The 23,141-nt window shown below is 72.4% G+C and carries 25 protein-coding genes; 17 read left to right on the top strand and 8 right to left on the bottom strand.

Features of this window, described 5'->3' with window-relative positions:
- Positions 1 to 102 precede the first annotated feature (102 nt).
- Complete coding sequence (locus ACWFR4_RS09295) at positions 103 to 2,235, bottom strand: prolyl oligopeptidase family serine peptidase (RefSeq protein WP_453651711.1); 2,133 nt, start codon at positions 2,233 to 2,235, stop codon at positions 103 to 105.
- A gap of 165 nt (positions 2,236 to 2,400) precedes the next feature.
- Here ACWFR4_RS09295 and ACWFR4_RS09290 point away from each other — a divergent pair, with 165 nt between their 5' ends.
- The 8 genes from ACWFR4_RS09290 to ACWFR4_RS09255 all read left to right on the top strand — a co-directional run bounded on the left by ACWFR4_RS09290 (position 2,401) and on the right by ACWFR4_RS09255 (position 9,685).
- On the top strand, positions 2,401 to 2,595 hold the full coding sequence (locus ACWFR4_RS09290) for a hypothetical protein (protein WP_100596611.1): 195 nt from the start codon (positions 2,401 to 2,403) through the stop codon (positions 2,593 to 2,595).
- Positions 2,596 to 2,626: 31 nt separating this feature from the next.
- Positions 2,627 to 3,520, top strand: coding sequence for an N-acetyl-1-D-myo-inositol-2-amino-2-deoxy-alpha-D-glucopyranoside deacetylase (mshB, locus tag ACWFR4_RS09285; RefSeq protein WP_453467567.1), 894 nt, complete (start codon positions 2,627 to 2,629; stop codon positions 3,518 to 3,520).
- Entirely contained in the window at positions 3,520 to 3,999 is a 480-nt protein-coding gene (locus ACWFR4_RS09280) for a DUF6113 family protein (RefSeq protein WP_453467565.1), read from the top strand. The genes mshB and ACWFR4_RS09280 overlap by 1 nt, the downstream gene beginning before the upstream one ends.
- 143 nt (positions 4,000 to 4,142) lie before the next feature.
- The gene (locus ACWFR4_RS09275; RefSeq protein ID WP_453651709.1) at positions 4,143 to 6,095 is read left to right on the top strand and encodes a hypothetical protein; all 1,953 of its coding nucleotides are present in this window, start codon (positions 4,143 to 4,145) and stop codon (positions 6,093 to 6,095) included.
- A 143-nt stretch (positions 6,096 to 6,238) separates the two neighbouring features.
- Entirely contained in the window at positions 6,239 to 7,159 is a 921-nt protein-coding gene (locus ACWFR4_RS09270; RefSeq protein ID WP_227297070.1) for an ABC transporter ATP-binding protein, read from the top strand.
- The gene (locus tag ACWFR4_RS09265) at positions 7,156 to 7,896 is read left to right on the top strand and encodes an ABC transporter permease (protein WP_266673817.1); all 741 of its coding nucleotides are present in this window, start codon (positions 7,156 to 7,158) and stop codon (positions 7,894 to 7,896) included. Before ACWFR4_RS09270 ends, ACWFR4_RS09265 begins: the two co-directional genes overlap by 4 nt.
- A gap of 5 nt (positions 7,897 to 7,901) precedes the next feature.
- Positions 7,902 to 9,074 carry a sensor histidine kinase gene (locus ACWFR4_RS09260; protein ID WP_453651866.1) on the top strand — a complete coding sequence of 391 codons (1,173 nt, stop codon included), beginning with the start codon at positions 7,902 to 7,904 and terminating at the stop codon, positions 9,072 to 9,074.
- Entirely contained in the window at positions 9,071 to 9,685 is a 615-nt protein-coding gene (locus ACWFR4_RS09255; protein ID WP_266560518.1) for a response regulator transcription factor, read from the top strand. Before ACWFR4_RS09260 ends, ACWFR4_RS09255 begins: the two co-directional genes overlap by 4 nt.
- Positions 9,686 to 9,689: 4 nt before the next feature.
- Here the strand turns inward: ACWFR4_RS09255 and ACWFR4_RS09250 are convergent, their stop codons facing one another.
- Positions 9,690 to 10,532 (bottom strand): transglutaminase family protein, encoded by an 843-nt coding sequence (locus ACWFR4_RS09250; RefSeq protein ID WP_453467561.1) that lies wholly within the window; start codon positions 10,530 to 10,532, stop codon positions 9,690 to 9,692.
- Positions 10,533 to 10,543: 11 nt separating this feature from the next.
- On the bottom strand, positions 10,544 to 11,557 hold the full coding sequence (locus ACWFR4_RS09245) for a GNAT family N-acetyltransferase (RefSeq protein WP_453651708.1): 1,014 nt from the start codon (positions 11,555 to 11,557) through the stop codon (positions 10,544 to 10,546).
- A gap of 141 nt (positions 11,558 to 11,698) precedes the next feature.
- Between ACWFR4_RS09245 and fdxA the strand changes: the two genes are divergently transcribed.
- Positions 11,699 to 12,019 (top strand): ferredoxin, encoded by a 321-nt coding sequence (gene fdxA, locus ACWFR4_RS09240; RefSeq protein WP_030573070.1) that lies wholly within the window; start codon positions 11,699 to 11,701, stop codon positions 12,017 to 12,019.
- A 102-nt stretch (positions 12,020 to 12,121) separates the two neighbouring features.
- Positions 12,122 to 13,249, top strand: coding sequence for a bifunctional succinyldiaminopimelate transaminase/glutamate-prephenate aminotransferase (locus ACWFR4_RS09235; protein ID WP_453651706.1), 1,128 nt, complete (start codon positions 12,122 to 12,124; stop codon positions 13,247 to 13,249).
- Between the two features lie 124 nt (positions 13,250 to 13,373).
- Here ACWFR4_RS09235 and ACWFR4_RS09230 read toward each other — a convergent pair whose 3' ends face one another.
- On the bottom strand, positions 13,374 to 13,832 hold the full coding sequence (locus tag ACWFR4_RS09230; RefSeq protein ID WP_453651704.1) for an ATP-binding protein: 459 nt from the start codon (positions 13,830 to 13,832) through the stop codon (positions 13,374 to 13,376).
- Positions 13,833 to 14,133: 301 nt separating this feature from the next.
- Positions 14,134 to 15,060, bottom strand: coding sequence for a heavy metal transporter (locus tag ACWFR4_RS09225; RefSeq protein ID WP_453651702.1), 927 nt, complete (start codon positions 15,058 to 15,060; stop codon positions 14,134 to 14,136).
- 62 nt (positions 15,061 to 15,122) lie between these two features.
- On the opposite strand from ACWFR4_RS09225, the gene dapE reads away from it, so the two are divergent.
- On the top strand, positions 15,123 to 16,202 hold the full coding sequence (gene dapE / locus ACWFR4_RS09220; protein ID WP_453468316.1) for a succinyl-diaminopimelate desuccinylase: 1,080 nt from the start codon (positions 15,123 to 15,125) through the stop codon (positions 16,200 to 16,202).
- A 73-nt stretch (positions 16,203 to 16,275) separates the two neighbouring features.
- Complete coding sequence (locus ACWFR4_RS09215; RefSeq protein ID WP_453468315.1) at positions 16,276 to 17,025, top strand: LOG family protein; 750 nt, start codon at positions 16,276 to 16,278, stop codon at positions 17,023 to 17,025.
- 18 nt (positions 17,026 to 17,043) lie between these two features.
- Here ACWFR4_RS09215 and folP read toward each other — a convergent pair whose 3' ends face one another.
- Positions 17,044 to 17,904, bottom strand: coding sequence for a dihydropteroate synthase (gene folP, locus ACWFR4_RS09210; protein WP_405478700.1), 861 nt, complete (start codon positions 17,902 to 17,904; stop codon positions 17,044 to 17,046).
- 150 nt (positions 17,905 to 18,054) lie between these two features.
- Here folP and ACWFR4_RS09205 point away from each other — a divergent pair, with 150 nt between their 5' ends.
- Both ACWFR4_RS09205 and ACWFR4_RS09200 read left to right on the top strand, forming a co-directional pair.
- Complete coding sequence (locus ACWFR4_RS09205; protein WP_453468314.1) at positions 18,055 to 18,414, top strand: DivIVA domain-containing protein; 360 nt, start codon at positions 18,055 to 18,057, stop codon at positions 18,412 to 18,414.
- On the top strand, positions 18,411 to 19,004 hold the full coding sequence (locus ACWFR4_RS09200; protein ID WP_453651700.1) for a DNA-3-methyladenine glycosylase I: 594 nt from the start codon (positions 18,411 to 18,413) through the stop codon (positions 19,002 to 19,004). The genes ACWFR4_RS09205 and ACWFR4_RS09200 overlap by 4 nt, the downstream gene beginning before the upstream one ends.
- Positions 19,005 to 19,042: 38 nt before the next feature.
- Here ACWFR4_RS09200 and chcB read toward each other — a convergent pair whose 3' ends face one another.
- On the bottom strand, positions 19,043 to 19,846 hold the full coding sequence (gene chcB, locus ACWFR4_RS09195; protein ID WP_453468311.1) for a 2-cyclohexenylcarbonyl CoA isomerase: 804 nt from the start codon (positions 19,844 to 19,846) through the stop codon (positions 19,043 to 19,045).
- Positions 19,847 to 20,158: 312 nt separating this feature from the next.
- Here chcB and ACWFR4_RS09190 point away from each other — a divergent pair, with 312 nt between their 5' ends.
- Positions 20,159 to 20,326, top strand: a complete 168-nt coding sequence (locus ACWFR4_RS09190; protein ID WP_003966491.1) for a DUF3117 domain-containing protein — start codon at positions 20,159 to 20,161, stop codon at positions 20,324 to 20,326.
- 117 nt (positions 20,327 to 20,443) lie between these two features.
- Here the strand turns inward: ACWFR4_RS09190 and ACWFR4_RS09185 are convergent, their stop codons facing one another.
- Entirely contained in the window at positions 20,444 to 21,142 is a 699-nt protein-coding gene (locus ACWFR4_RS09185; protein ID WP_453468319.1) for an O-methyltransferase, read from the bottom strand.
- 156 nt (positions 21,143 to 21,298) lie between these two features.
- On the opposite strand from ACWFR4_RS09185, the gene sigE reads away from it, so the two are divergent.
- Complete coding sequence (gene sigE, locus ACWFR4_RS09180; RefSeq protein WP_453651864.1) at positions 21,299 to 22,072, top strand: RNA polymerase sigma factor SigE; 774 nt, start codon at positions 21,299 to 21,301, stop codon at positions 22,070 to 22,072.
- Complete coding sequence (locus tag ACWFR4_RS09175) at positions 22,069 to 23,049, top strand: zf-HC2 domain-containing protein (protein WP_453651698.1); 981 nt, start codon at positions 22,069 to 22,071, stop codon at positions 23,047 to 23,049. The genes sigE and ACWFR4_RS09175 overlap by 4 nt, the downstream gene beginning before the upstream one ends.
- Positions 23,050 to 23,141 lie beyond the last annotated feature (92 nt).

Raw genomic sequence — 23,141 nt, 5'->3', positions numbered from 1 at the left:
TCGCGGCACCGATATACGAACGCGTCAGGCTGAACAGCGTACGGCCGTGCGGGTGCCGTGGACCGGCCGGGGCGCGCCATGTCGCCCCGGCCGGTCGCCTTTCTAGACCAGCCCCAGCGAGCGCTTCAGGAAGTCCACCTGGAGCAGCAGCAGGTTCTCCGCGACCTGCTCCTGCGGCGTCATGTGCGTCACGCCCGACAGCGGCAGCACCTCGTGCGGGCGGCCCGCGGCGAGGAGCGCCGACGACAGCCGCAGGCTGTGGGCCACCACGACGTTGTCGTCGGCCAGGCCGTGCACGATCATCAGCGGCCGGTGCTGCCCCGCCGCCTCGGCCAGACCGTCGTCGGTGACCAGCGAGTTCTTCGCGTACACCTGCGGCGAGGTCTTCGGGTCGCCCAGGTAACGCTCCGTGTAGTGGGTGTCGTAGAGCCGCCAGTCCGTGACCGGGGCGCCGGCGATGCCCGCGTGGAAGACGTCCGGGCGGCGCAGGACCGCGAGTCCCGCCAGATACCCGCCGTACGACCACCCGCGGATCGCCACCCGGTTCAGGTCGAGCGGGAAGGCGTCGGCCAGCGCGTGCAGTGCCGTGATCTGGTCGTCGAGCGTGAGCGTGAGGTCGTCGCGGATCGCCTTCTCCCGGGCGGGGGAGTGGCCGGGGGTGCCGCGGCCGTCCGCGACGACCACCGCGAAGCCCTGGTCGGCGAACCACTGCGACGTCAGATGCGGATTGTGGGCGGCGAGCACTCGCTGCCCGTGCGGGCCGGCGTACGGGTCGAGCAGCACCGGCAGCGGCCCGTCCCCTTGCTCGTACGAGGAAGGGAGCAGGACGGCGCACGGGATGCCGGCCGCTTCCGCGAGCGTCAGACGTGGGCTCAGCGAGGGACGCTCGGCGTGCGAGGCGACCGTCGCGATCTGCTTGCCGTCCCGCATCACCCGCACCCGGGTGCCCGGCTCGTCGGTGCGCGCGGACGCCAGGACGGTCACGCCGCCCGCGCGCACCGCGGAGTGCACGCCCGGCTCGTCCGAGACGCGCTCCACGCCCAGCTCGTTGACCCGGTACACATGCACCTCGCCGGTCTCCCGGTCCGGCGCCGCCGAGCCCGCCGACGCCGAGATCAGCACGTCGCTCTCACCCACGTCCAGGACCGCCCGCACATGCAGCTGCGGCCCGGTCAGCGGCCGTTCGCCGACCGCGAGGACGCGCGCCCCGCCCTCGTCCGCGATCCGCACGAGCTGCCCGCTCGGCGACCACGACGGCACACCGGGAAACAGCTCCAGCCACTGCCCGTCCTCGTCGGCGTGCACCATCCGCGTCGAACCGTCCTCGACGTTCACCGCGAGATACAGCTCGCTGAGCTGGTCACGGGCCTGTACGAGGATCAGCGGCGCCCCGCCGGCCGACCAGTGCACCCGGGCCAGATACGGGTACCTGGCCCGGTCCCACGACACCTCGGTGCGCGACCCGTCCAGACCGAAGACGAAGAGTCGCACCTCCGCGTTGGGCGTGCCCGCCGCCGGGTACGCGTTGCGGGCGGGCTTGCGGTCCGGGTGCGCCGGATCCGCGATCCACCAGCGCCGCACCGCAGCGTCGTCCGCCCGGGCCACCAGGAGCCGGTCCGAGTCGGGCGACCACCAAAAACCCCGCGAGCGGCCCATCTCCTCGGCCGCGATGAACTCCGCGAGCCCGTACGTGACGGTCGACGCCTCGTCCTCGCCCGGATCGGCGAGCGCCCGGTCGCCCTCGCCGTCCGCGCCGACGACGCGCAGGGCGCCCCCGGACACGTACGCGACGTGGCGGCCGTCCGGAGAGGGGCGCGGGTCGATCAGCGGACCATGACGTGCGGGCTCGCGGAGTTCGCGGGTCGTGCCCGCGCGCAGCTCCGCGGTGAACAGCCGCCCCGACAGCGCGAACGCGGCCAGCTCCACGGCCGCGTCCGTCGCATAGGCGACGATGCCCGCGGCGCCCTCGCGGCTGCGCTCGCGCCGCGAGCGCTCCTCGTCCGACAGATCCTCCTCGGCGCCGCCGAGGAGGACCCGCGGATCGGCGGCGATCCGCTCCTCGCCGGACGCCACGTCCAGGACCCACAGCGCGTTCGCCCGATCGGTACCGGATCCGGACCGCAGGAAGGCGACGCGCTCGCCGTCGGGCGCCACCGTGAACGCCCGTGGTGCGCCGAGAGTGAAGCGCTGGGTGCGGGCGTGCTGGCGCGGAAAGGAGAGAGGCTCGGTGGTCATCCCCCGACCCTATGGGGCCGTGCCGCCGTGCGCCCCCCTTGCTGCCATGCACCGACTCATGCGTCGGGACGGATAGTTATGATCCATAGCGCTGCGTGGGCAAGAAACCCTCGGATACCGCGTGGCGTACGGCAGTTGGACTCGGATCAAGGGAGGTGGACCGCTGTGGCACTCTCGATTTCGGCAGTGGTGCTGTTCGCGATCATCGTCTTCATTCTGATCAGGAAGTCGGGTCTGAAGGCCGGACACGCGATCGTCTGCGTCCTGCTCGGGTTCTACCTCGCCAGCTCCTCCATCGCCCCCACCATCAGCGAGCTCACGACGAACGTCGCGGGCATGATCGGCGGGATCAAGTTCTAGTCGCGCCGTCGGGCGTCCTAGGCTGGGGCGCATGACGGAACTGCCCGACCGGCGTCTGCTCCTCGTGCACGCGCACCCCGACGACGAGTCGATCAACAATGGCGCCACCATGGCCAAGTACGCGGCCGACGGCGCCCACGTCACCCTGGTGACCTGCACCCTCGGCGAGGAGGGCGAGGTCATCCCGGACGTTCTCGCGCACCTCGCCCCGGACCGCGAGGACATCCTCGGCCCGCACCGCATCGGCGAGCTCACCGCCGCCATGAAGGAGCTCGGGGTCACCGACCACCGCTTCCTCGGCGGCCCCGGACGCTTCCGCGACTCCGGGATGATGGGCGCCGAGCAGAACGACCGGCCGGGCGCCTTCTGGTCCGCCGACCTGGACGAGGCCGCCGCGTATCTCGTCGAGGTGATCCGCGAGGTCCGTCCCCAGGTCCTCGTCACCTACGACCCGGACGGCGGCTACGGCCACCCCGACCACATCCAGGCCCACCGCGTCGCCATGCGCGCCGCCGAACTCGCGGCCGAGCCCGCGTTCCGGCGGGACCTGGGTGACACCCACACCGTCGCGAAGATCTACTGGAACCGTGTGCCCCGGTCCGTGGCCGAGGAGCGCTTCCGGTGGCTGGCCGGTGTCCTCGGCTCGACCCCGTACGAGACCGCGGCCGAGATCGGCGACGTGCCGGGTGTCGTCGACGACGAGCGGGTCACCGCCGAGATCGACGGCAGGGCCTTCGTCGCGGCCAAGACCGCCGCGATGCGCGCCCACACCACCCAGGTCGAGATCGCACCCGGCGGCGAGCCGGTCTTCGCCCTGTCGAACGGGCTCGCCCAGCCCGTCTTCGACGTGGAGTATTACGAGTTGGCGCGGGGCGAGGCAGAGGCGCCGTACGAGACGGACCTGTTCGCGGGAGTGGTGGCGTGATGAGTGGCGCAGGCAAGTCGGGCAATCCGGCCAAGTCCGGCCGGGCGGCGGCGTCGAGCGGCGCCGCGAAGCCCGCGGGCGGCCCGCCCGTCCGGCCGGCGGCGACCGGCCTCGACGCCGGGCACATCGCCGTGCTGGCAGGGCTCCTCGTGCTCGGCGCGCTCGTCGGTGTGGCCGGTTCACTCGTCCAAGGGGGCCTGTTCCCGGGCGGGTTGCTGCTCGCGCTGCTCGGCGCGGCCGGCGCGTTCCTCGGCGGGGCGCGAGCGACGGGCACCAGGGGAGGGGCCGTCGCACCCGCCGTGGGCTGGGCCGTCGCGGTCATCCTGCTCACGGCGAGCCGGCCCGAGGGCGACTTCCTCTTCGGTGCGGGAGTCGGCTCCTATCTGTTCCTTCTCGGCGGGATGGCAGTCGCTGTGATGTGCGCCACCCTTGGTCTGTCGCGGCAACCACCGGGGCCCGCCGCCCGACTTGGGAAGTGACGTACCACTTCGGCCCGTGCCCCGCACGGGTTTCGTCGGCGGTCACCGGATACGCTCCGGCCGCGGCCAGTATGGTGGTGCGCGCCGCCGAGCAGCCCGCGTGAGGTCGAGACGGGCGGCGGAGCCAACCGGGAGATCCTGCTTTGAGCCGTGAAACTGACAGTTCGTCCTCCGGGCCCCAGGGGCGCGGCGGTGCCGCGTACCCCTCGGGGACGCCTCCGTACGGCACCCCTGCCCAGGGCGCCGGTCCCGGCGACGGTGCGCCCGGCGATGCCGGGCGGCCCGCCGAAGGCCGGCCCGTCCCCGAGGAACGCAAGACGGAGACCACGCTGACGACGCGGATCCGGATCAACATCCCCGGATCGCGCCCCATCCCGCCCGTAGTGATGCGCACGCCCATGAGCGACGTGGACGCGGGACCCGCCACCCCGGACCCGGCCGCCGCGCCGGCCCCGGCACCTCAGACCCCCGCCGCCCCTGCTCCCCGGACCCCTCCTTCGGGTGACGGCCAGGGCGCACCGGCCGCGGAGGAGAAGACGAGCAGCTGGTTCGCGCCACGCAAGTCGGGCGCCCCCCAGGGGGGCGCGTCCGCCTCCGGCAGTCCCGCTCCGGGCAACTCCGGTGCGGTGCCCGGCCCGTCGGGCGGCTCCGGCGCCTTCGACGTGTCCGGGGCGGTCGCGTCCGGGCCGCTCGGCGGCACCGCGTCGCACGGCCGTCCGCCGCAGCCCGGGAACGCCGGCGACCCGCACCGCGGTGACCTGCCCTACTTCGCCGGGAACGCCGACGGCTCGGGCCCCGGCGTCCCCCCGCGCGGCCCCTCGGGCCCGACCACGGGACCCGTCGGCGGCGACAGCCCCATGGCACGCCCCGGCGGACCGGTCGGTGGCCCTCCCGGTGGTCAGCGGCCGCCGCAGATGAGCGACGACACCGCGATCCTCACGCCGCAGAAGCCCGCGCCCGAGCCCGGCCCGGGCGGCCATGTCTCCGGCGAGACGCTCACCAGCGGCATCCCGGTCGTCCCGCCGGGCCTCGGCGGACCGAACGCGCCGTTCGCCCCCGGCGGCCCGCGCCCCGAAGGGCCGCTGCCGCACACTCCGCCGAAGCTCCCCGACCCGGTCGGTCAGAGCGCCCCGGCCGCGCCCCGCAAGAAGAAGGGCCGCAACAAGCTCGTCCTCGTGGGCGCGGGCGTCGTGGGCCTGGCCGGTGTCGCGTACGGCGCCGGTCTGCTGATGAACCACTCGGACGTGCCCAAGAACACGACCGTGCTCGGCGTCGACATCGGCGGCGGCACCCGTGACGAGGCCGCGGCCAAGCTCGACACCGCCTTCGGCAAGCGCACCACCGACCCGCTCCCGCTGTCGGTCGACGGCAAGTCCGTGCCGCTCAGGCCGGACCAGGCGGGTCTGAGCCTGGACAGCACGGCCACGGTGGCGGCGGCCGCGGGCAGCGACTACAACCCGGTCTCCGTGATCGGCTCCCTGTTCGGCAGCGAACGCGTCGTCGAGCCGGTCATGCCCGTCGACGAGGAGAAGCTCCAGGCCGCCCTCGACCGGGCCGCGGGCGGCGCCGCCGCGTCCGGCGACGGCACGATCAGGTTCGTCCCCGGCAAGGCCATCGCCGTGTACGGCAAGACGGGCAAGGGCATCGACGTCGCCCGGTCCTCCTCGTCCGTCGAGGAGGCGTACCGCACGCATGTGGAGACGGGCGCCTCGCGGCCCGTGCCGATGGCGACGACGACCCGCAGGCCGACCGTCCCGAACGCCGAGGTCGACCGGATGATGAAGGAGTTCGCGGAGCCGGCCATGTCCGCGAACGTCGTCATCAAGGCGGGCAACGCGCAGATCCCGTTCGGCCCCGCCAAGTCGCTGCCGCAGATCCTCGGCGTCAAGGCGGTCAACGGCAAGCTCGTCGACGTCTACGACCTGCAGGCGCTGAAGAAGCTGTACGGCAACACGTTCGACGGCATCCTCATCACGCGCGGCACCGGCAAGAAGACGCCGGTGAACGCGAACGACGTGGCTTCTGCAATGCGGCTGGCCCTCAAGGGCAAGACGCCCGCCGAGCGCACCGGGGTCATCGAGACCAACCCGGGATAGCCGGCACGCACGTCACACACCGGGCGGGTCCCTTCACGGGGCCCGCCCGCTGTGCTGCCGCCCGCGGACATGACATCTGTCATCCCGGACACCGGCCTCCCGACACTGCCGGGCACCCGCCCCCGCCCGCCACCATGGGTTCCATGACAACGACAGCACAGGCCACCGAGGTGGTCAGCTTCGAGCGGGTGAGCAAGAGCTACGGGGACGTCAGGGCCGTGGACGGGCTCACCCTCGATCTGCACCCGGGCGAGACCGTCGCCCTCCTCGGCCCGAACGGCGCGGGCAAGTCCACCACCCTCGACCTCCTCCTCGGCCTGCGCCCCGCCGACACCGGCACCGTCCGCGTCTTCGGCACCAGCCCGCGGGACGCGATCGTCCAGGGCCGCGTCGGCGCCATGCTGCAGAGCGGCGGCCTGATGGACGAGGTCACCGTGGCCGAGCTCGTGAAGCTCGCCTGCGCCCTGCACCCCAAGCCGTACAAGCCGGGCGAGGTGATGTCCCGGGCGGGCATCGCGCAGATCGCCGACCGCAAGGTCAACAAGCTCTCCGGCGGCCAGGAGCAGCGCGTCCGTTTCGCCCTCGCCACCGCCGGGGCCAACGACCTCATCGTGCTCGACGAGCCGACCACCGGCATGGACGTCTCGGCCCGCCAGGCGTTCTGGGCCACGATGCGCGAACAGGCCGACCAGGGCCGCACGGTCCTCTTCGCCACGCACTACCTGGAGGAGGCCGACGCGATCGCCGACCGCGTCCTCGTCCTGCACCGAGGCCGCCTCCTCGCCGACGGCACCGCCGCCGAGATCAAGGCCAGGGCGGGTGCCCGCAAGGTCGCCTTCGACCTGGAGGGCGACATCGACGAACAGGCCCTGCGCGCCCTGCCGTTCCTCACCACCCTCGACGTATCGGGCCGCACCGTCCGCCTCCAGTCGAGCGACGCCGACGCCACCGTGCACGCCTTGTACGGACTCGGCGTCTACCCGCGCAACCTGGAGGTCGCGGGCCTCGGCCTGGAGCAGGCCTTCGTAGCCATCACCACGGCCGAGGAGGCCAGGACGTCATGAACAGCCTGATCAAGCTCGAGATCACCCGAGCCCTGCGCAACAAGAAGTTCCTGTTCTTCTCCGTCGTCTACCCGTCGGTCCTGTTCCTGCTCATCGCGGGCAGCTCCGACAGCTCGACCATGGTCGACGGCACCGGCCTGAACCTCGCCGCGTTCATGATGGTGTCGATGGCGTCCTTCGGCGCCCTGACCGCCGTCCTCATGGGCAACAGCGAGCGCATCGCCAAGGAGCGCGAGAGCGGCTGGGTGCGCCAGCTGCGCCTGACGACGCTCCCCGGGCGCGGCTACGTCCTCGCCAAGACCGCCGGCGCCGCCGTGGTCAGCCTGCCGTCCATCGTCGTCGTCTTCGTCGTGGCGGCCGTCACCAAGGGCGTACGGCTCGACGCCTGGCAGTGGCTCGCCCTCGTCGTCGCGATCTGGGCCGGCAGCCTGTGCTTCGCCGCGCTCGGCGTCGCCATCGGCTACCTCGCGACCGGCGACGCCGTCCGCCCCATCACGATGATCGTCTACTTCGGCCTGTCGATCCTGGGCGGCCTGTGGTTCCCCTCGACCGGCTTCCCGCAGTGGCTCAGCGACATCGCGTCCTGGCTGCCCACCCACGCGTACGCTGCCCTCGGCCAGGCCATCGAGCTGGGCAACGCCCCGCACGGCAAGGACGTCACGCTGATCGTCGCCTACTTCCTGGTCTTCGCCGGCGGCGCGGCCTGGCTGTACCGGAAGGACACCCTGAAGGCGTGAACGCCATGACGTCGGACGAGATCAGGCTCACCGGCATGGGGCAGCCGCCCCGCAACCACCGTGAGGCCCTGCGCAAGCTGCTGTGGATCGGCATCTGGCTGGTCTTCATGGCGGATCCGATCGACGACCTCGTCAACGGCGGCCACACGGCCTGGGCCACCGCGCTCGGCTGGCTCGGCCTGGTCGCCTTCGTCGGCGTCTACCTGGCCCTCGTCTTCCGCCACACGGCCCGCGCCATGCGCCTGGGGCGGCTGGCCGCGATCCTCGGGGCGCTCGCCGCGGTCGCCGTCGTCATGTCCCTCACGCTCGGTGCCCCCTGGCTCGTCCTGTTCGTGTACGTCTCCGTGTCCTGCGGGGCGGTGCTGCCCATGCGGTACGCCCGCTGGGCGATCGTCGCGGTCACGGCCGCGATGGTCCTCCTCGGGATCCCGCTCGGCCGCGGCTGGGACCTCGGCCTGGTCGTGCCCGCCCTCCTCGGCGGGTTCGCGATGACGGGCGTACGGCAGCTCGTGCGCACGACCGTCGAACTGCGCAGGGCGCGCGCCACCGTCGCCCAGCTCGCGGCCAACGAGGAGCGCCTGCGCCTCGCCCGCGACCTGCACGACCTCCTCGGCCACTCGCTCTCCCTGATCACGCTCAAGAGCGAGCTCGCCGGCCGCATGCTCCCCGACCATCCCGAGAAGGCGGCCCAGCAGGTCACCGACATCGAGCAGGTCAGCCGCCAGGCACTCGTCGACGTCCGGGAGGCCGTCACCGGCTACCGGCGCCCCCGCCTCGGCGCCGAACTGGCCGGAGTACGCGCCGCGTTGGCCGCCGCCGGCATCGAGGCCGAGGTCCCCGCGGACGCGCCCGACGACCTGCCCGCCGAACAGGAGGCCGCCCTCGCCTGGACCCTGCGCGAGGCCGTCACCAACGCCGTACGGCACAGCGATGCCCACCGCTGCACGGTCGGCATCGCCCGCCGCCAGACCCTGGACGGCCCTGTCGTGGAGCTCACGGTGGAGGACGACGGGGCCGGTGCCGCGGCGGGCGGCGGCGGCGTACCCGGCAACGGCCTGACGGGCCTGCGCGAACGCGTCGAGGGCGTCGGCGGCACCCTGGAGGCGGCGCCCGTGCGGGACCGCGGGTTCCTGCTGGTGGCCCGGGTGCCCGTGGGCTCCGTAGGATCCGCCGCATGAGCGCTCAGATCAAGGTCCTGCTCGCGGAGGACCAGTCGATGGTGCGGGAGGCCCTCGCGGCGCTCCTCGGCCTCGAACCCGACATCGAGGTCGTCGCCCAGGTGGCGCGCGGCGACGAGGTGCTCGAGGCGGCCCGCGCACACGGCCCCGACGTGGCGCTCCTGGACATCGAGATGCCCGGCATGACCGGCATCGAGGCCGCCGCCCAGCTCAGCGAGCACCTGCCCGCCCTCAAGGTCGTCGTCCTCACCACGTTCGGCCGCCCCGGCTATCTCCGTACGGCGATGGAGTCCGGCGCCCACGCGTTCCTCGTCAAGGACGCCCCCGCGGCCCAACTCGCCGAAGCCGTACGCAAGGTGCTCGCCGGCGAGCGCGTCATCGACCCCACCCTCGCGGCCGCCGCGCTCGCCGGGGGCGCCAACCCGCTGACCGACCGCGAACGCGAGATCCTGCGCGCCGCGGCCGACGGTTCGACCAACGCCGAGCTGGCGGCGGCCCTGCACCTGTCGCAGGGCACGGTCCGCAACTACCTCTCGACGGCCATCCAGAAGCTCGCCGTGCGCAACAGGGCGGAGGCGGTACGGATCGCCCGCGAGAAGGGGTGGCTGTAGCCGGTCAGTTGAGCATGGCCCGGGCCGCCCGCGCCTGCGCGCGCACTGTCTCGGCGGCCGGGGCGTCCACGGCGCCCACCACATCCGCATACGCGTCCAGCTCCGCCGCCCCCGCGAGGAAGTCCCCGCTGCGGACGAGGAGTTGGGCCCGTTCGTAGCGCAGCCGGGCCGGGTGCGCGGGCAGCAGCAGCGACAGCTCGACCGCCCACAGCGCCACGTCCGACCGCTCCGGCCGCGCGGCCGCCCACGCGCCGATGTTGTTCAGGATCCGCAGCACGACATCCAGGGGATCGGCCGGTTGCAGCATCGCCGCGTTCAGCGGCGCCCCCGTCGCACCGGCCACGAGCAGCTCCGCGTCCGCGCCGGTCAGCACCCGGCCCCCGTCGAACGGGTCGGCGAGCACCTGATCCTGCGCGTGGCCGAACCCGACCACGAAGTGCCCCGGCAGCGCCACCCCGTACACCGGCGCCCCCGCCCGCCGCGCGACCTCCATCCACACCACCGACAACAGGATGGGCAGCCCCCGCCTGCGCCGCACCACCTCGTGCAGGAGCGACGACTCCAGGCGCTCGTAGTCGCCCGGCGTGCCATGGAAACCGCAGCGGGCGCCCAGCAGCTCGGCCAGCGCCGTCGCCCACGCCATCGGCCCGCCGGGCCGGAACGGCATCTGCCCGGCGAGCCTGTCGAGGTCCATCTGGACGGCGTCCATACCGGCCTCGTCGAGCGAGCCGTCCGCCTCGGCGGCCACCAGCAGGCACAGCAGCGACAGATCGGGCCGCTCCGTCCGCGCCTCCTCGGCGAACCGCCGGCGCAGCTCCTCGGATCGGGGTGAGATGTGGGGGGACATACGTGCCTCGCTCAGTGTCCGGCCGGGGCCGGGGCCGGTGCGCGGTAGTGGTGGTACGCGTGGTGCGGGGCGAAACCCAGCCGCCCGTACAGCGCCCGAGCCCCCTCATTGTCCGCCTCCACCTGGAGCCAGGCCGCCGACGCGCCCTCCTCCAGTGCGCGCCGCGAGAGCGCCGTCATCACGGCAGACGCCAAACCCTGGCGCCGCCGTGACGGAGCCACCTCGACCGCCGCGAAGCCGGCCCACCGCCCGTCCACGACGCACCGCCCGATCGCTTCGGGCTCCCCGCCCTCGCCCGGCATGGTCGCGAACCACACGGAAGGCCCGGAGCTCAGCACCTTCAGGGCCACCTCGCGGGCGCCCTTGCGCTGATACCGGCCGAGCCACGCCTCGCCCGGCTCCCGCGTCAGCTCGATCCCGTCGCCGGGGTCCACGCCGTCCGCGACCGGCGCGAGTCCCGCGATCCACATCTCCGCGGTGACCTCACGCACCCACCCCCGCGCCTCCAGCTCCGCGCACAGCAGCTCCTGCGTGCCCTCGGCGCCAGTCGCGGTCTGGATGTACGCGGGCAGCCCGCGCAGCTCGTACCAGGCGCGGACGCGCGTGAGCGCCTCGTCGAGGGGGAGCCCCGGATCACCCAGTGGCAGTACCGAGTTGGCCCGTCGGGTGAACCCGGAGGCAGCCCGCAGCTCCCAGCCGCCGAGCCGCTCGCTCTCCACCGGCTGCCACGCGCGCGCGGCCACCCGCGCCAGCTCCTCGTACGACGTGGCGGGCCCGCGGCGCCGGGCGGGCGCGGCCGGCACGACCTTCCCCGCGACCAGCGACGATTCCGGAATACGGACCTGTTCGCCGCCCCGCGTTGTGATGAGCAGCACACCGTCGTTCCACGATGTGAGAACTCCGACCGTGTCGGTGAACTTCGCACCCGGCGAGCCGCCCTCGGTCAGCCGGCGCACAGACACGCGTTTTCCCACGTCAGAGGCCGTCAAGCGAACCTCGAGCCGTCCGCCCGCAGTGAATTCCACAGCTCGGTCCACCCCTCCTGTTCGGATCATGCCCAGGAACGGAGATACTAGGTGCGGGCATCGACGACGCCGCGCTCCCGCGCGCCACGCGGACGGAGCCGCAGATCGGCCCGCCGCGCCCTATCGAGGAGGAACGACAGCGTGACCTACGTCATCGCGCAGCCTTGTGTCGACGTGAAGGACAAGGCGTGCATCGAGGAGTGCCCGGTCGACTGCATCTACGAGGGCTCCCGGTCCTTGTACATCCACCCGGACGAATGCGTCGACTGTGGAGCCTGTGAGCCGGTCTGCCCGGTCGAGGCGATCTTCTACGAGGACGACACTCCTGAAGAGTGGAAGGACTACTACAAGGCGAACGTCGAGTTCTTCGACGAGCTCGGTTCGCCCGGCGGCGCCAGCAAGCTCGGCCTGATCGAGCGCGACCACGCCTTCATCGCCGCGCTTCCGCCGCAGAACCAGTAAGCGGGCCGCATATCGCGCCGCCCCGGTCCCGTACGGCACGCCCGCCGTACGGGACCGAGGCGTTTGCCCAAGCGAGATGCACGTACGAAAGAAGTGAGCCAGGTGTCCGCAGTCTCCGACCGCCTTCCCACGTTCCCCTGGGACAAGCTCGAGCCGTACAAGAAGACGGCCGCCGCCCATGAGGGCGGGATCGTCGACCTCTCCGTCGGCACGCCGGTCGACCCGGTGCCCGAGCTGATCCAGAAAGCGCTGATCGCGGCCGCGGACTCGCCGGGCTATCCCACGGTGTGGGGCACGCCCGAGTTGCGGGACGCACTCGTGGGCTGGAGCGAGCGGCGCCTCGGCGCGCGCGGCTTCACCCACCACAACGTCCTGCCGATCGTCGGCTCCAAGGAGCTCGTGGCCTGGCTCCCGACGCAGCTGGGCCTCGGCCCCGGAGACAAGGTCGCCTACCCGCGCCTGGCCTACCCGACGTACGAGGTCGGCGCCCGCCTCGCCCGCGCGGACCACGTCGCGTACGACATCGAGACATTTGCGGCTGACGCCGCGGGCACAGAGCTCGACCCGACGGGGATCAAGCTCCTGTGGCTCAACTCGCCCTCGAACCCGACCGGCCGCGTCCTGTCCAAGGACGAGCTGACCCGGATCGTCGCCTGGGCACGCGAGCACGGCATCCTCGTCTTCTCCGACGAGTGCTACATCGAGCTCGGCTGGGAGGCGGACCCGGTCTCGGTCCTGCACCCGGACGTCTGCGGCGGCTCGTACGAGGGGATCGTGTCGGTCCACTCGCTCTCGAAGCGGTCGAACCTCGCCGGCTACCGGGCCGCCTTCCTGGCCGGTGACGCCGCCGTCCTCGGCGACCTGCTCCAGATCCGCAAGCACGGCGGCATGATGACGTCGGCCCCGACGCAGGCGGCCGTCGTCGCGGCGCTCGGCGACGACGAGCACGTGCAGGAGCAGCGTGGGCGCTACGCGGCCCGCCGTGCGGCCCTGCGCGACGCCCTGGTCGAGCACGGCTTCCGCATCGAGCACAGCGAGGCGAGCCTCTACCTGTGGGCCACGCGCGACGAGTCCTGCTGGGACACCGTGGCGCATCTGGCGGAGCTGGGGATCCTGGTCGCGCCCGGCGACTTCTACGGTCCCGCGGGCGACCGGTTCGTCCGCGTGGCGCTGACGGCGAGCGACGAGCGCGTGGCCGCGGCGGTCGAGCGCCTGAGCCAGGGGGCCTGAGCCAGGACGCCTGGGCCGGGGCGCCTGAGTTACAGCTCACGCGGCTCACAGCACAGCAAAGGGGGCGGGGAGCCTGTCGTCACAGGCTCCCCGCCCCCTTTCACTCTCACTGTGTGCCGGATGCTCAGCCGAGCGGCAGGCCCTTTGTCGGCAGCTTGCCCGTGGCGGGGAGCGCGCCGGTGGGCAGACCGCTGCCGAGCTTGTCGGTCGGGAGGCCGCCGCCGGTGGCCGCGCCCGCGGTCTGGCCGACCACGTCACCGGCGCTGCCCGCGACGTCGCCGGCCGCCTTCTGGGCGGCGGGGGTGGCCGTCCTGGCGCTCCGGCCCACGGCCTTGCCGACGGTCGGCACGGCCTTCTTCACGGCCTTGCTGCCCGTGTCACCGGCGAGGCCGCTGACGTTCTTGGCGGCGCCGTCGACGGTGTTGCCGACGTTCGCGCCGTCGAGCGCGGTGAGGCCGCCCATGTTCGGGGTGGCCGGGAGGTCTACGGCGCTCGCGGATCCGGCCGCTCCGACCACGGGAGCCGCTCCCGCTGCGATCAGCAGCGCGGCACGGGCGATCCGGCGGGTCAGGGGGAGGGACATTGATGCTCCTTAGACGGGAGAGAACGGTGGTGTCAGGCGCCGGGTGCCCGGCGCTCGGACGCAGTGACTACCGCTCGAAGGTCGCGAAGGTTTCGCCCCCGCAACGTAAAGAGTTGGCAATGTGTCGCATTATCATCTGCGGCGAAAAGCGGGCAAACGCCACGCGCTCCGCGAGGTCGTAAAACGTCTACGCCCCTTTGCCCGCAAGGGAATTTCGCATATGCCCACGAGTCCTGCGAAGAACCGTGCGGGACGTCGCCCCCCGGATGACGTACATCGCCCGATCGAGCTATCAACCGCACTACTGCGCGGTGACGATCCGGACCTCTCCGAGGCCCTTCTCGGCCCCCGCCGCGGCCTGCGCCGCCGCCCGGCTCCACTTGCCGCCGGCGTCGCCCGCGGTCCAGTCGCGGCCCGCGTAGGACACCCGCTCGATGTGCAGCGCCGAGGAGTTGGCCACCGCCCAGTGCGCCAGCTCCCAGCCGCGCTGCCGCTCCCCGCCCTCGGCCGAGTCCACCGTGGCCGGCACCGGGACGGTCACGTCGTGCCCGCCCGCGCCGGCCGCCGGCGACACCGCGCGCCCGAAGTCACGCACCAGCGCCGCCCGCACCTTCGCCGGATCGCCCGGCTTCCTGACCTCCGTGCCGCTCGGCCGGCCCTCGCAGGTCAGCGACGCACCCGCCCGGCCGGTCAGCGCCGCGGCGAGCAGCGTGGCGTCCGGCTCGTGCTTCGCGTACGCCTGCGGATAGCCGCTGCGCTGCACCCGCTGTGCGGCGACCGTCAGGGGCAGCCGCGAATAGCCCGGGATCTTGTCCAGATGCTCGTAGAACCGCCCCGCCGCGTACACCGGGTCCATGATCTGCGCCTGCGTGCCCCAGCCCTCCGACGGGCGCTGCTGGAACAGGCCCAGCGAGTCGCGGTCGCCGTGGTGGATGTTCCGCAGGCCCGACTCCTGGAGCGCGGTCGCGAGGGCGATCGTGACGGCGCGCTCGGGCATGCCGCGCGAGGTGCCGACGGCCGAGATCGCCGCCGCGTTCACCGCCTGCTCCGAGGTGAACTCGTAGGACGCGCCGTCGCCGTTCCCCGACACGACCGTGCAGCGCGGGGCCGGTCTGCCGCCCGAGACGTACTGGACCACCAGATACGCGGCGACAGCGAGCAGCACCACGACGGCCGCCCCGATACGGAGGAGACGGCCGCGCCGGACGAGGGTGGGGGGCTCAGGCACGCGTCAAAGGTACTGGAGGCCACCGACAGGGCCCGCGGCCGCCGGGCATTAGGGTCGACATCATGGACCTCACCGCCCTTGACCTCACGCGGGACGCCGCGCTGCTCACCGCCCAGCTGGTCGACTTCGCGTCGCCGAGCGGGCAGGAGAAGCCCCTCGCCGACGCCATCGAGACGGCCCTGCGCGCCCTGCCGCACCTCACGGTCGACCGGTACGGCAACAACATCGTCGCGCGGACGAACCTGGGGCGCGCCGAGCGGGTCATCCTCGCCGGGCACATCGACACGGTCCCGATCGCGGACAACGTCCCCTCGCGCCTCGACGAGGACGGCGTCCTGTGGGGCTGCGGCACCAGCGACATGAAGTCGGGCGTCGCGGTCCAGCTGCGCATCGCGCAGACCGTCACCGAGCCCAACCGCGACCTCACGTTCGTCTTCTACGACAACGAAGAGGTCGCCGCACACCTCAACGGTCTGGGACATGTGGCCGAGGCCCACCCCGACTGGCTGGAGGGCGACTTCGCGATCCTCCTGGAGGGCACCGACGGCGAGGTCGAGGGAGGCTGCCAGGGCACCCTGCGTGTCATCCTGACGACCAAGGGCGAGCGGGCGCACTCCGCGCGCGCGTGGATGGGCTCCAACGCCGTCCACAAGGCCGCCCCCATTCTCGAACGCCTCGCCGCGTACGAGCCCCGCAAGCCCGTCGTCGACGGACTCCAGTTCCACGAGGGCCTCAACGCCGTGCGCATCGAGGGCGGCGTCGCCACCAACGTCATCCCCGACGCCTGCTCCGTCACCGTCAACTTCCGCTACGCGCCCGACCGCAGCGCCGAGGAGGCCGAGGCCTTCGTCCGGGACTTCTTCGCCGGCTGCGACATCGACGACTACGTGGTCGACGACCACACCGGCGGCGCGCGCCCCGGCCTCGACCACCCGGCCGCCGCCGCCTTCATGGCGGCCGTCGGCGGCAAGGCCCGCCCCAAGTTCGGCTGGACGGATGTCTCCCGGTTCAGCGCGCTCGGCGTCCCCGCCGTGAACTACGGCCCCGGCGACCCGATCTTCGCGCACAAGAGGGACGAGCACGTGGACACCCGCAAGATCCTCGCCGTCGAGGAACGCCTGCGCTCCTGGCTCACGGCCTGACACTCCGAGGTCCCCCGCACGTAACCCGCGTAGACCTACCCTTGCTGCACGTACGCAGTGGAGGGAGCAGCGAATGAGCAACCCCGAGGGCAGGAAGCGCCCCAAGGAGCAGCGGCTCGGCCCGGTGATCCGTCGCCGCGACCAGGTCCAGGAGGGCACCACCGACCAGCGACTCCTCGACTCCGAAGGTCCCTCCGAGTGGGTGCACACCGACCCCTGGCGGGTCCTGCGTATCCAGTCGGAGTTCATCGAGGGTTTCGGCACGCTCGCCGAACTCCCGCCCGCCATCAGCGTGTTCGGCTCGGCTCGTACGCAGACGGACTCGCCGGAGTACGCGGCCGGAGTCGCCATCGGCAAGGCGCTCGTCGAGGCCGGGTTCGCGGTCATCACGGGCGGCGGGCCCGGCGCGATGCAGGCCGCCAACCAGGGCGCCGTCGAGGCCAAGGGCATCTCCGTGGGCCTGGGCATCGAGCTGCCCTTCGAGCAGGGCCTCAACCAGTACGTCGACCTCGGCCTGAACTTCCGCTACTTCTTCGTCCGCAAGACGATGTTCGTGAAGTACGCGCAGGGCTTCGTGGTCCTGCCGGGCGGCCTCGGCACCCTGGACGAGCTGTTCGAGGCGCTCACCCTCGTCCAGACCACGAAGGTCACGCGCTTCCCGATCGTCCTCTTCGGTACGCAGTACTGGAGCGGCCTGGTCGACTGGCTGAAGAACACCGTCATCGCCCAGGGCAAGGCCTCCGAGGCCGACCTGCTCCTCTTCCACGTCACGGACGACGTGGAAGAGGCGATCTCCCTCGTGACCAAGGAAGTCGGCAAGTAAGGCCCTGAGGACAGGCGCCTACGCGAGCCCCCGGCGGGCGACCGCCGGGGGCCGGTGGCCGGCGATGGTGGCCACCATGTCGAGCACCTGCCTGGTCTCGGCCACCTCGTGGACCCGGTACACCTGCGCGCCCAGCCACGCCGACACCGCCGTCGTCGCAAGGGTCCCGATCACGCGCTCCTTGACCGGCCTGTCGAGCGTCTCGCCGACGAAGTCCTTGTTCGACAGGGACACCAGAACCGGCCAGCCCGTCTCCACCATCTCGCCCAGCCTGCGCGTCGCCTCCAGGCTGTGCCGGGTGTTCTTGCCGAAGTCGTGCCCCGGGTCGATGAGCACCGACTCACGCGGCACCCCCAGCGCCACGGCCCGCTCGGCGAGCCCCACCGTCACGTCGAGGATGTCCGCCATCACGTCGTCGTACGTGACCCGGTGCGGGCGCGTGCGCGGCTCGGCGCCGCCCGCGTGCGTGCAGACCAGGCCCTTCCCGTAACGCGCAGCGACCTCCGCCAGCTTGGGGTCGACGCCGCCCCACGCGTCGTTCAGGACGTCGGCGCCGGCCTCGCAGACCGCCTCGCCCACGTCGTGCCGCCAGGTGTCGACGCTGATGACGACGTCCGGGAAGCGGCGGCGCACCTCGGCCACGAAGCCGACCGTGCGGCGCGCCTCCTCCTGCGCGCTCACCTCGTCGCCGGGGCCCGCCTTGACCCCGCCGATGTCGATGATCGCGGCGCCCTCCGCCACGGCCTGTTCGACCCGGGTGAGCGCGGGCTCGTCGTGGAACGTCGAGCCCTGGTCGTAGAAGGAGTCAGGGGTCCGGTTCACGATCGCCATGATCACCGGCTCGTGTGCGCCGAACTCGCGCGGGCCAAGCCTGAGCATCCCCTGTGACTCTCCTTGTGGCTGCTGTGAAACCTGTCGACCGGTCGCCTGTGACCTTAACTGTCACACCCTCATGGCACGATCGGACCCTGACAGTTTCCGGACCGGGATCGGGACCGGATCCGGGCTTCGAGCCAGGGGACAGCGAAGATGGTCATGTTCTTGTTTCTGGTCGTCGCGCTCGTCGTGGTCGTCGGCGCGGTGACGCTCGCCGTGCTCGGCGGCGGCGAGAGCGGGGCGCTCCCGGAGGCGCCGCCCGAGCAGTTCGCCGACCCGCTGCCCTACGACCGGCCGGTCGGCCGGGCCGACGTGGAGGCCCTGCGCCTGCCCGTCGCGCTGCGCGGCTACCGCATGGCGGAGGTGGACGACGCCCTCGGGCGGCTCGGCGCCGAGCTCGCCGAGCGGGACCAGCGCATCGCCGACCTCGAGACCGCCCTGTCGGGGGCGCGTGCCCAGATGCGACCCCAGGGACCCGGTTTCGGCCGGCACCCCGGAGAGGACCACCAGTGAGCGACGAGAGCGCCGGCGGGGCTGTACCGGGCCCGGACGGGGCGCTGCGCTGCCCGTGGGGCCTGTCCACCGAGGACTACGTGACGTATCACGACGAGGAGTGGGGCCGCCCCGTCCACGGCGACGACGCGCTGTTCGAGCGGGTCTCCCTGGAGGCGTTCCAGTCCGGCCTGTCCTGGATCACGATCCTGCGCCGCCGCGAGGGCTTCCGCGCCGCGTTCGCCGGGTTCAAGATCTCCGACGTGGCCGCGTTCACGGACACCGACCGCGAGCGGCTCCTCGCCGACGAGGGCATCATCCGCAACCGCGCCAAGATCGACGCGACGCTGGGCAACGCGCGCGTGCTCGCCGACTGGCCCGAGGGCGAGCTCGACACCCTCATCTGGTCGCACGCACCGGACCCGGCCGCCCGCCCGGCGCCGCGCGTCATCGGCGACGTACCCGCGATCACGGACGAGTCGACGGCCCTGTCCAAGGCGCTCAAGAAGCGCGGCCTGCGCTTCGTCGGCCCGACGACGGCGTACGCGCTGATGCAGGCCTGCGGCCTGGTCAACGACCACCTGGTGGACTGCGTGGCCCGCAAGCGCTGAGGACGGGCCTCAGGCACACTCCGGGCCGCGCACGCGCCCTACCGGCCCAGGTACTTGGGCTTCTCCTTGGCGATGAACGCCTGGACCGCGATGGCGTGGTCCTCCGACGCGCCTGCCCTCGACTGGAGTTCGTCCTCCTTGTCGAGGGAGTCGTCCAGCGTGTGACCCGCCGCGAAGGCGAGGGACTCCTTCAGCGCCGCGTACGCCAGCGTCGGACCCTCGGCCAGCGAACGCGCCAGCTTCCGTGCCTCCCCGGCCAGTTCGGCCGCGGGCACGACCCGGTTCGCGATCCCGAGCTCGTACGCCTCCTGCGCCTTCACCGAGCGCGGGAACAGCAGCAGGTCGGCGGCGCGCCCGGGGCCCACGACGCGCGGCAGCGTCCAGGACACACCCGAGTCCGCGGTCAGGGCGACGCCCGCGAAGGACGTGTTGAAGGCCGCCGTGTCCGAGACGATCCGGTAGTCGGCGGCGAGCGCGAAGCCGAAACCGGCCCCGGCGGCCACACCGTTGACCGCGGCCACGACGGGCTTGGGCATCTGCGTCAGGGCCCGCAGGATCGGGTTGTAGTGCTCGCGCACGGTGTTCATGGTCCGGCCCGTGCCCGCCTCGCGGTCGGCCATCAGGGAGCCCACGTGCTCCTTCAGGTCCTGGCCCACACAGAACGCCCGGTCACCCGCGGCGGTGAGCAGCACGGCCCGTACCGCACCGTCCGCCGCGGCCGCCTGCGCCGCGTCCCGGAAGGCGACCTTGGACTCGGTGTTCATCGCGTTCATCGCCTCGGGGCGGTTGAGCGTGATGGTCGCGAGCCCGTCGCTCACCTCGTAGAGAACGCTGTCGGCCATGGATCCCCTCCAACTGATGCGGTTCGGTCGTCGTCAGTGCTCAGCATGACGGAGATCACGGTCCGCGGCGGAGCCCGTGCATGTGACCTGTGTCAAAGAAATTCGTCTTGGGGGAGCCGTGAAGGAGGCGCAGTATCGCAGCCACATCGCCGAATTGAGTGGTTTTGCTCAAGCGCGTTGTGCAAGCGATGCGGACCGAAGTTGGTCATCGGGTCCCGCGATGCGGGATAATGGCCAGGAAGCAATGTGTTCGATGCCGGTGACACCTGGGTTGTCGGCTGCGATGAGCTGGTTTCAGGAAGGGGAACGAGCATGGCGGCCATGAAGCCGCGGACGGGCGACGGCCCGCTCGAGGTGACCAAGGAGGGGCGGGGCATCGTCATGCGCGTTCCGCTCGAAGGCGGCGGTCGGCTTGTCGTCGAGCTGACTCCGGACGAGGCCGATGCACTCGGCGATGCCCTCAAGAAGGTCGTCGGCTGACGCGGAAGCGCCCATACCTGTCGACTGCCCCGGTACCGCAAGTGGTGCCGGGGCAGTCGTGTATCCGCAGGTCAAATGGCGTGCAGAAGCATTTTCTACGGGGCTCGGGACGCGGCGTCAGCGCTTGACGGCGCAGAGCAGCCCGTCGCCGACGGGGAGCAGCGAGGGCACCAGATCCTGCGTCTCGCGCACCGCCCGCAGCAGCTCCCGCATCCGCAGGACCTCCACCGGCTGGGGGCCCGAATCGACCGTCCGGCCGTCGGCGAAGACGCCCTCGAAGCAGACGAGCCCACCAGGTCGCAACAGGCGCAACGATTCAGCGAGGTAGTCGAGGCACTCGGTGCGGTCGCCGTCGCAGAAGACGAGGTCGTACCCGCTGTCAGCGAGCCGGGGCAGCACGTCGAGGGCCCGTCCGGGGATGAAACGCGCCCGATTGCTCGCGAATCCTGCGGCGCGGAACGCCTGCCGGGCGAACTGCTGCCGCTCCGGCTCCGGATCCACCGTGGTCAGGACGCCGTCGGGCCGCATGCCGTGCAGCAGATGGATTCCGGACACCCCGGTCCCCGTGCCGATCTCGGCCACCGCCTTGGCGCCCACGGTGGCAGCGAGCATCCGCAGCGCGGCGCCCGCGCCGGGCGACACCGGGCGGGTGCCGGCCTCACGGGCCCGGTCCCGGGCCCAGCGCAGCGCGTCGTCCTCGGCGACAAAGGCGTCGGCGAACGCCCAGCTCGTCTGCCGGTTGCCGGTAATGGCCCTCTCCTGTCCCCGTGGTTGCCTGCGCGTGACTGTATCCGTTGGTGGCGGGAACTCGCAGATGGGACCGGGCGTTTAAGGGGGCAGGGGAAAACGGAGTGGGAAAGAGCGCGGGGGTGGCCGGTGGACCGACGGAGCAATCAGCGCAGGCGAAGCGCCCGGCGCCCTCAGGCAAATCTCAGTAAAAACACTTATCCGGAGCTAACGGGCGAGGTGGCTATGGTAGGGGCTCCACTGGACACCACCAGAGCCGATAGGGGAGGTGCGGCTGCGCCTGTGGATCGGGGAGGAGTGCTGCGGCGCTTTCTCAGGTCGGCGGGTGAGCCGAAATCCGTGACCAACACTGCTGACCGTTCCAACGCCGCCCGTTCCGCTCAGACCGCGACCTTTGCCGCTGAGGCGGAATCGCAGGCGTGGACTCCCCCGACCTGGGAGGAGATCGTCAGCACGCACAGCGGCCGGGTCTACCGCCTCGCCTACCGCCTGACGGGTAACCAGCACGACGCCGAGGACCTCACACAGGAAGTCTTCGTCCGCGTCTTCCGCTCGCTGTCGACGTACACGCCCGGCACCTTCGAGGGCTGGCTGCACCGCATCACCACGAACCTCTTCCTCGACATGGTGCGCCGCAAGCAGCGCATCCGCTTCGACGCCCTCGGCGACGACGCGGCCGAGCGCCTGCCGAGCCGCGAGCCGTCGCCGCAGCAGGTGTTCCACGACACGCACTTCGACGCGGACGTCCAGCAGGCGCTGGACACCCTCGCGCCCGAGTTCCGTGCGGCCGTCGTCCTGTGCGACATCGAGGGCCTCTCGTACGAGGAGATCGCCGCGACCCTGGGCGTCAAGCTCGGCACGGTCCGCAGCCGGATCCACCGCGGTCGCTCGCAGCTGCGCAAGGCCCTGCAGCACCGGTCGCCGGAGGCCCGCGCCGAGCGTCGCTCGCTCGCGACCACGGGCGTTCCCGCGCTTGGAGGAGGGGGCGCGACCGCGTGAGTGGATCACGTCCGGACCCTGCCGAGCGGCAGCTCTCCGAGCAGCATCTGGGAGACCGGCTCGCCGCCCTCGTCGACGGTGAGCTGGGCCATGACGCCCGTGAGCGGGGGCTCGCCCATCTGGCCACCTGTCCGAAGTGCAAGGCCGAGGCCGACGCGCAGCGGCGGCTGAAGAGCGTCTTCGCCGAGGCGGCACCACCGCCCCCCACCGAGAGTTTCCTGGCACGTCTCCAGGGGCTCCCCGGGGGAGGTGACGACTCACACGGCGGCGGCACCCCGTTCGGCGGGGGAGGACTCGGCGGCAGAGGCTTCGGGAACGGAGTCTTCGGAGTAGACCCCGAACCCTTCGGCTACGCCCCGACCGGCCGCCACAACGCACTGCTCGCCAGCGCCCCGGCCGCGGAGCGCGGCTTCCGCATCCATGAGGTCGGTCGCGGTGACAGTGACCGCGCGGCCTCCCGCGGGCGCCGCTTCGCGTTCGCCGCCGCCGGTGCGGTGTCGCTGGCCGCGATCGCGCTCGGCGGCGTCTCCACCGGCGTTCCCGCCGACACGGGCGACGTCCGGGGCGGCGGTTCGGGCAGCAATGCGACACCGCTGCGCACCCAGAGCGGCGGCGTCGCCACGGCGGCCGAGTCGCAGCGCCGCCGGAACCTGTCACCGATGCTCGGACAGCGGGCGGGCGGCGCGCTGAACGCGCCGGTCGCCGCCACGGAATCGGGCGCCCCCTTGCTGTCCGGCATGGCCACGCAGCCGGGCGCGCAGAGCGCCGTCTACCCGCTCGCGGCCCCGCTCCTCAGGGGGATCCAGACGCTGTCTCCGCTGATACGTCCCGCCGCGTCCGTCCCCGCAGCGCCCCTGTCCGGCGTCGGCACCGCTTTCGAAAGCCCCGGGCCGGGCCCGGAGTCCAGCCCCGGGTCAAGCCTCGCGGCGGCCCCCGCGGCGTCGCCCTCCGGCACGCCCACGGCCTCCGCCCGCTGACCCTGCCCTCTGCGCGCCGGTCCGCGAACCTGGTTGAATCCATGGTGAGCGGCCGCGCCCGCCGGGCGATCCCGGGGTGCGGCGCCGAGGGG

The organism is Streptomyces sp. NPDC055140, from assembly GCF_053607285.1.
The sequence above is the reverse complement of the archived record's forward strand: the minus strand, read 5'-3'. Positions and strand labels throughout refer to the sequence as shown.

Coding starts and splice junctions, on each gene's coding strand:
- ACWFR4_RS09295 (WP_453651711.1), bottom strand. CDS start 2,235: ATGACCACCGAGCCTCTCTCCTTTCCGCGCCAGCACGCCCGCACCCAG.
- mshB (WP_453467567.1), top strand. CDS start 2,627: ATGACGGAACTGCCCGACCGGCGTCTGCTCCTCGTGCACGCGCACCCC.
- ACWFR4_RS09280 (WP_453467565.1), top strand. CDS start 3,520: ATGAGTGGCGCAGGCAAGTCGGGCAATCCGGCCAAGTCCGGCCGGGCG.
- ACWFR4_RS09270 (WP_227297070.1), top strand. CDS start 6,239: ATGACAACGACAGCACAGGCCACCGAGGTGGTCAGCTTCGAGCGGGTG.
- ACWFR4_RS09265 (WP_266673817.1), top strand. CDS start 7,156: ATGAACAGCCTGATCAAGCTCGAGATCACCCGAGCCCTGCGCAACAAG.
- ACWFR4_RS09260 (WP_453651866.1), top strand. CDS start 7,902: ATGACGTCGGACGAGATCAGGCTCACCGGCATGGGGCAGCCGCCCCGC.
- ACWFR4_RS09255 (WP_266560518.1), top strand. CDS start 9,071: ATGAGCGCTCAGATCAAGGTCCTGCTCGCGGAGGACCAGTCGATGGTG.
- ACWFR4_RS09250 (WP_453467561.1), bottom strand. CDS start 10,532: ATGTCCCCCCACATCTCACCCCGATCCGAGGAGCTGCGCCGGCGGTTC.
- ACWFR4_RS09230 (WP_453651704.1), bottom strand. CDS start 13,832: ATGTCCCTCCCCCTGACCCGCCGGATCGCCCGTGCCGCGCTGCTGATC.
- dapE (WP_453468316.1), top strand. CDS start 15,123: ATGGACCTCACCGCCCTTGACCTCACGCGGGACGCCGCGCTGCTCACC.
- ACWFR4_RS09215 (WP_453468315.1), top strand. CDS start 16,276: ATGAGCAACCCCGAGGGCAGGAAGCGCCCCAAGGAGCAGCGGCTCGGC.
- folP (WP_405478700.1), bottom strand. CDS start 17,904: ATGCTCAGGCTTGGCCCGCGCGAGTTCGGCGCACACGAGCCGGTGATC.
- ACWFR4_RS09205 (WP_453468314.1), top strand. CDS start 18,055: ATGGTCATGTTCTTGTTTCTGGTCGTCGCGCTCGTCGTGGTCGTCGGC.
- chcB (WP_453468311.1), bottom strand. CDS start 19,846: ATGGCCGACAGCGTTCTCTACGAGGTGAGCGACGGGCTCGCGACCATC.
- ACWFR4_RS09190 (WP_003966491.1), top strand. CDS start 20,159: ATGGCGGCCATGAAGCCGCGGACGGGCGACGGCCCGCTCGAGGTGACC.
- sigE (WP_453651864.1), top strand. CDS start 21,299: ATGGTAGGGGCTCCACTGGACACCACCAGAGCCGATAGGGGAGGTGCG.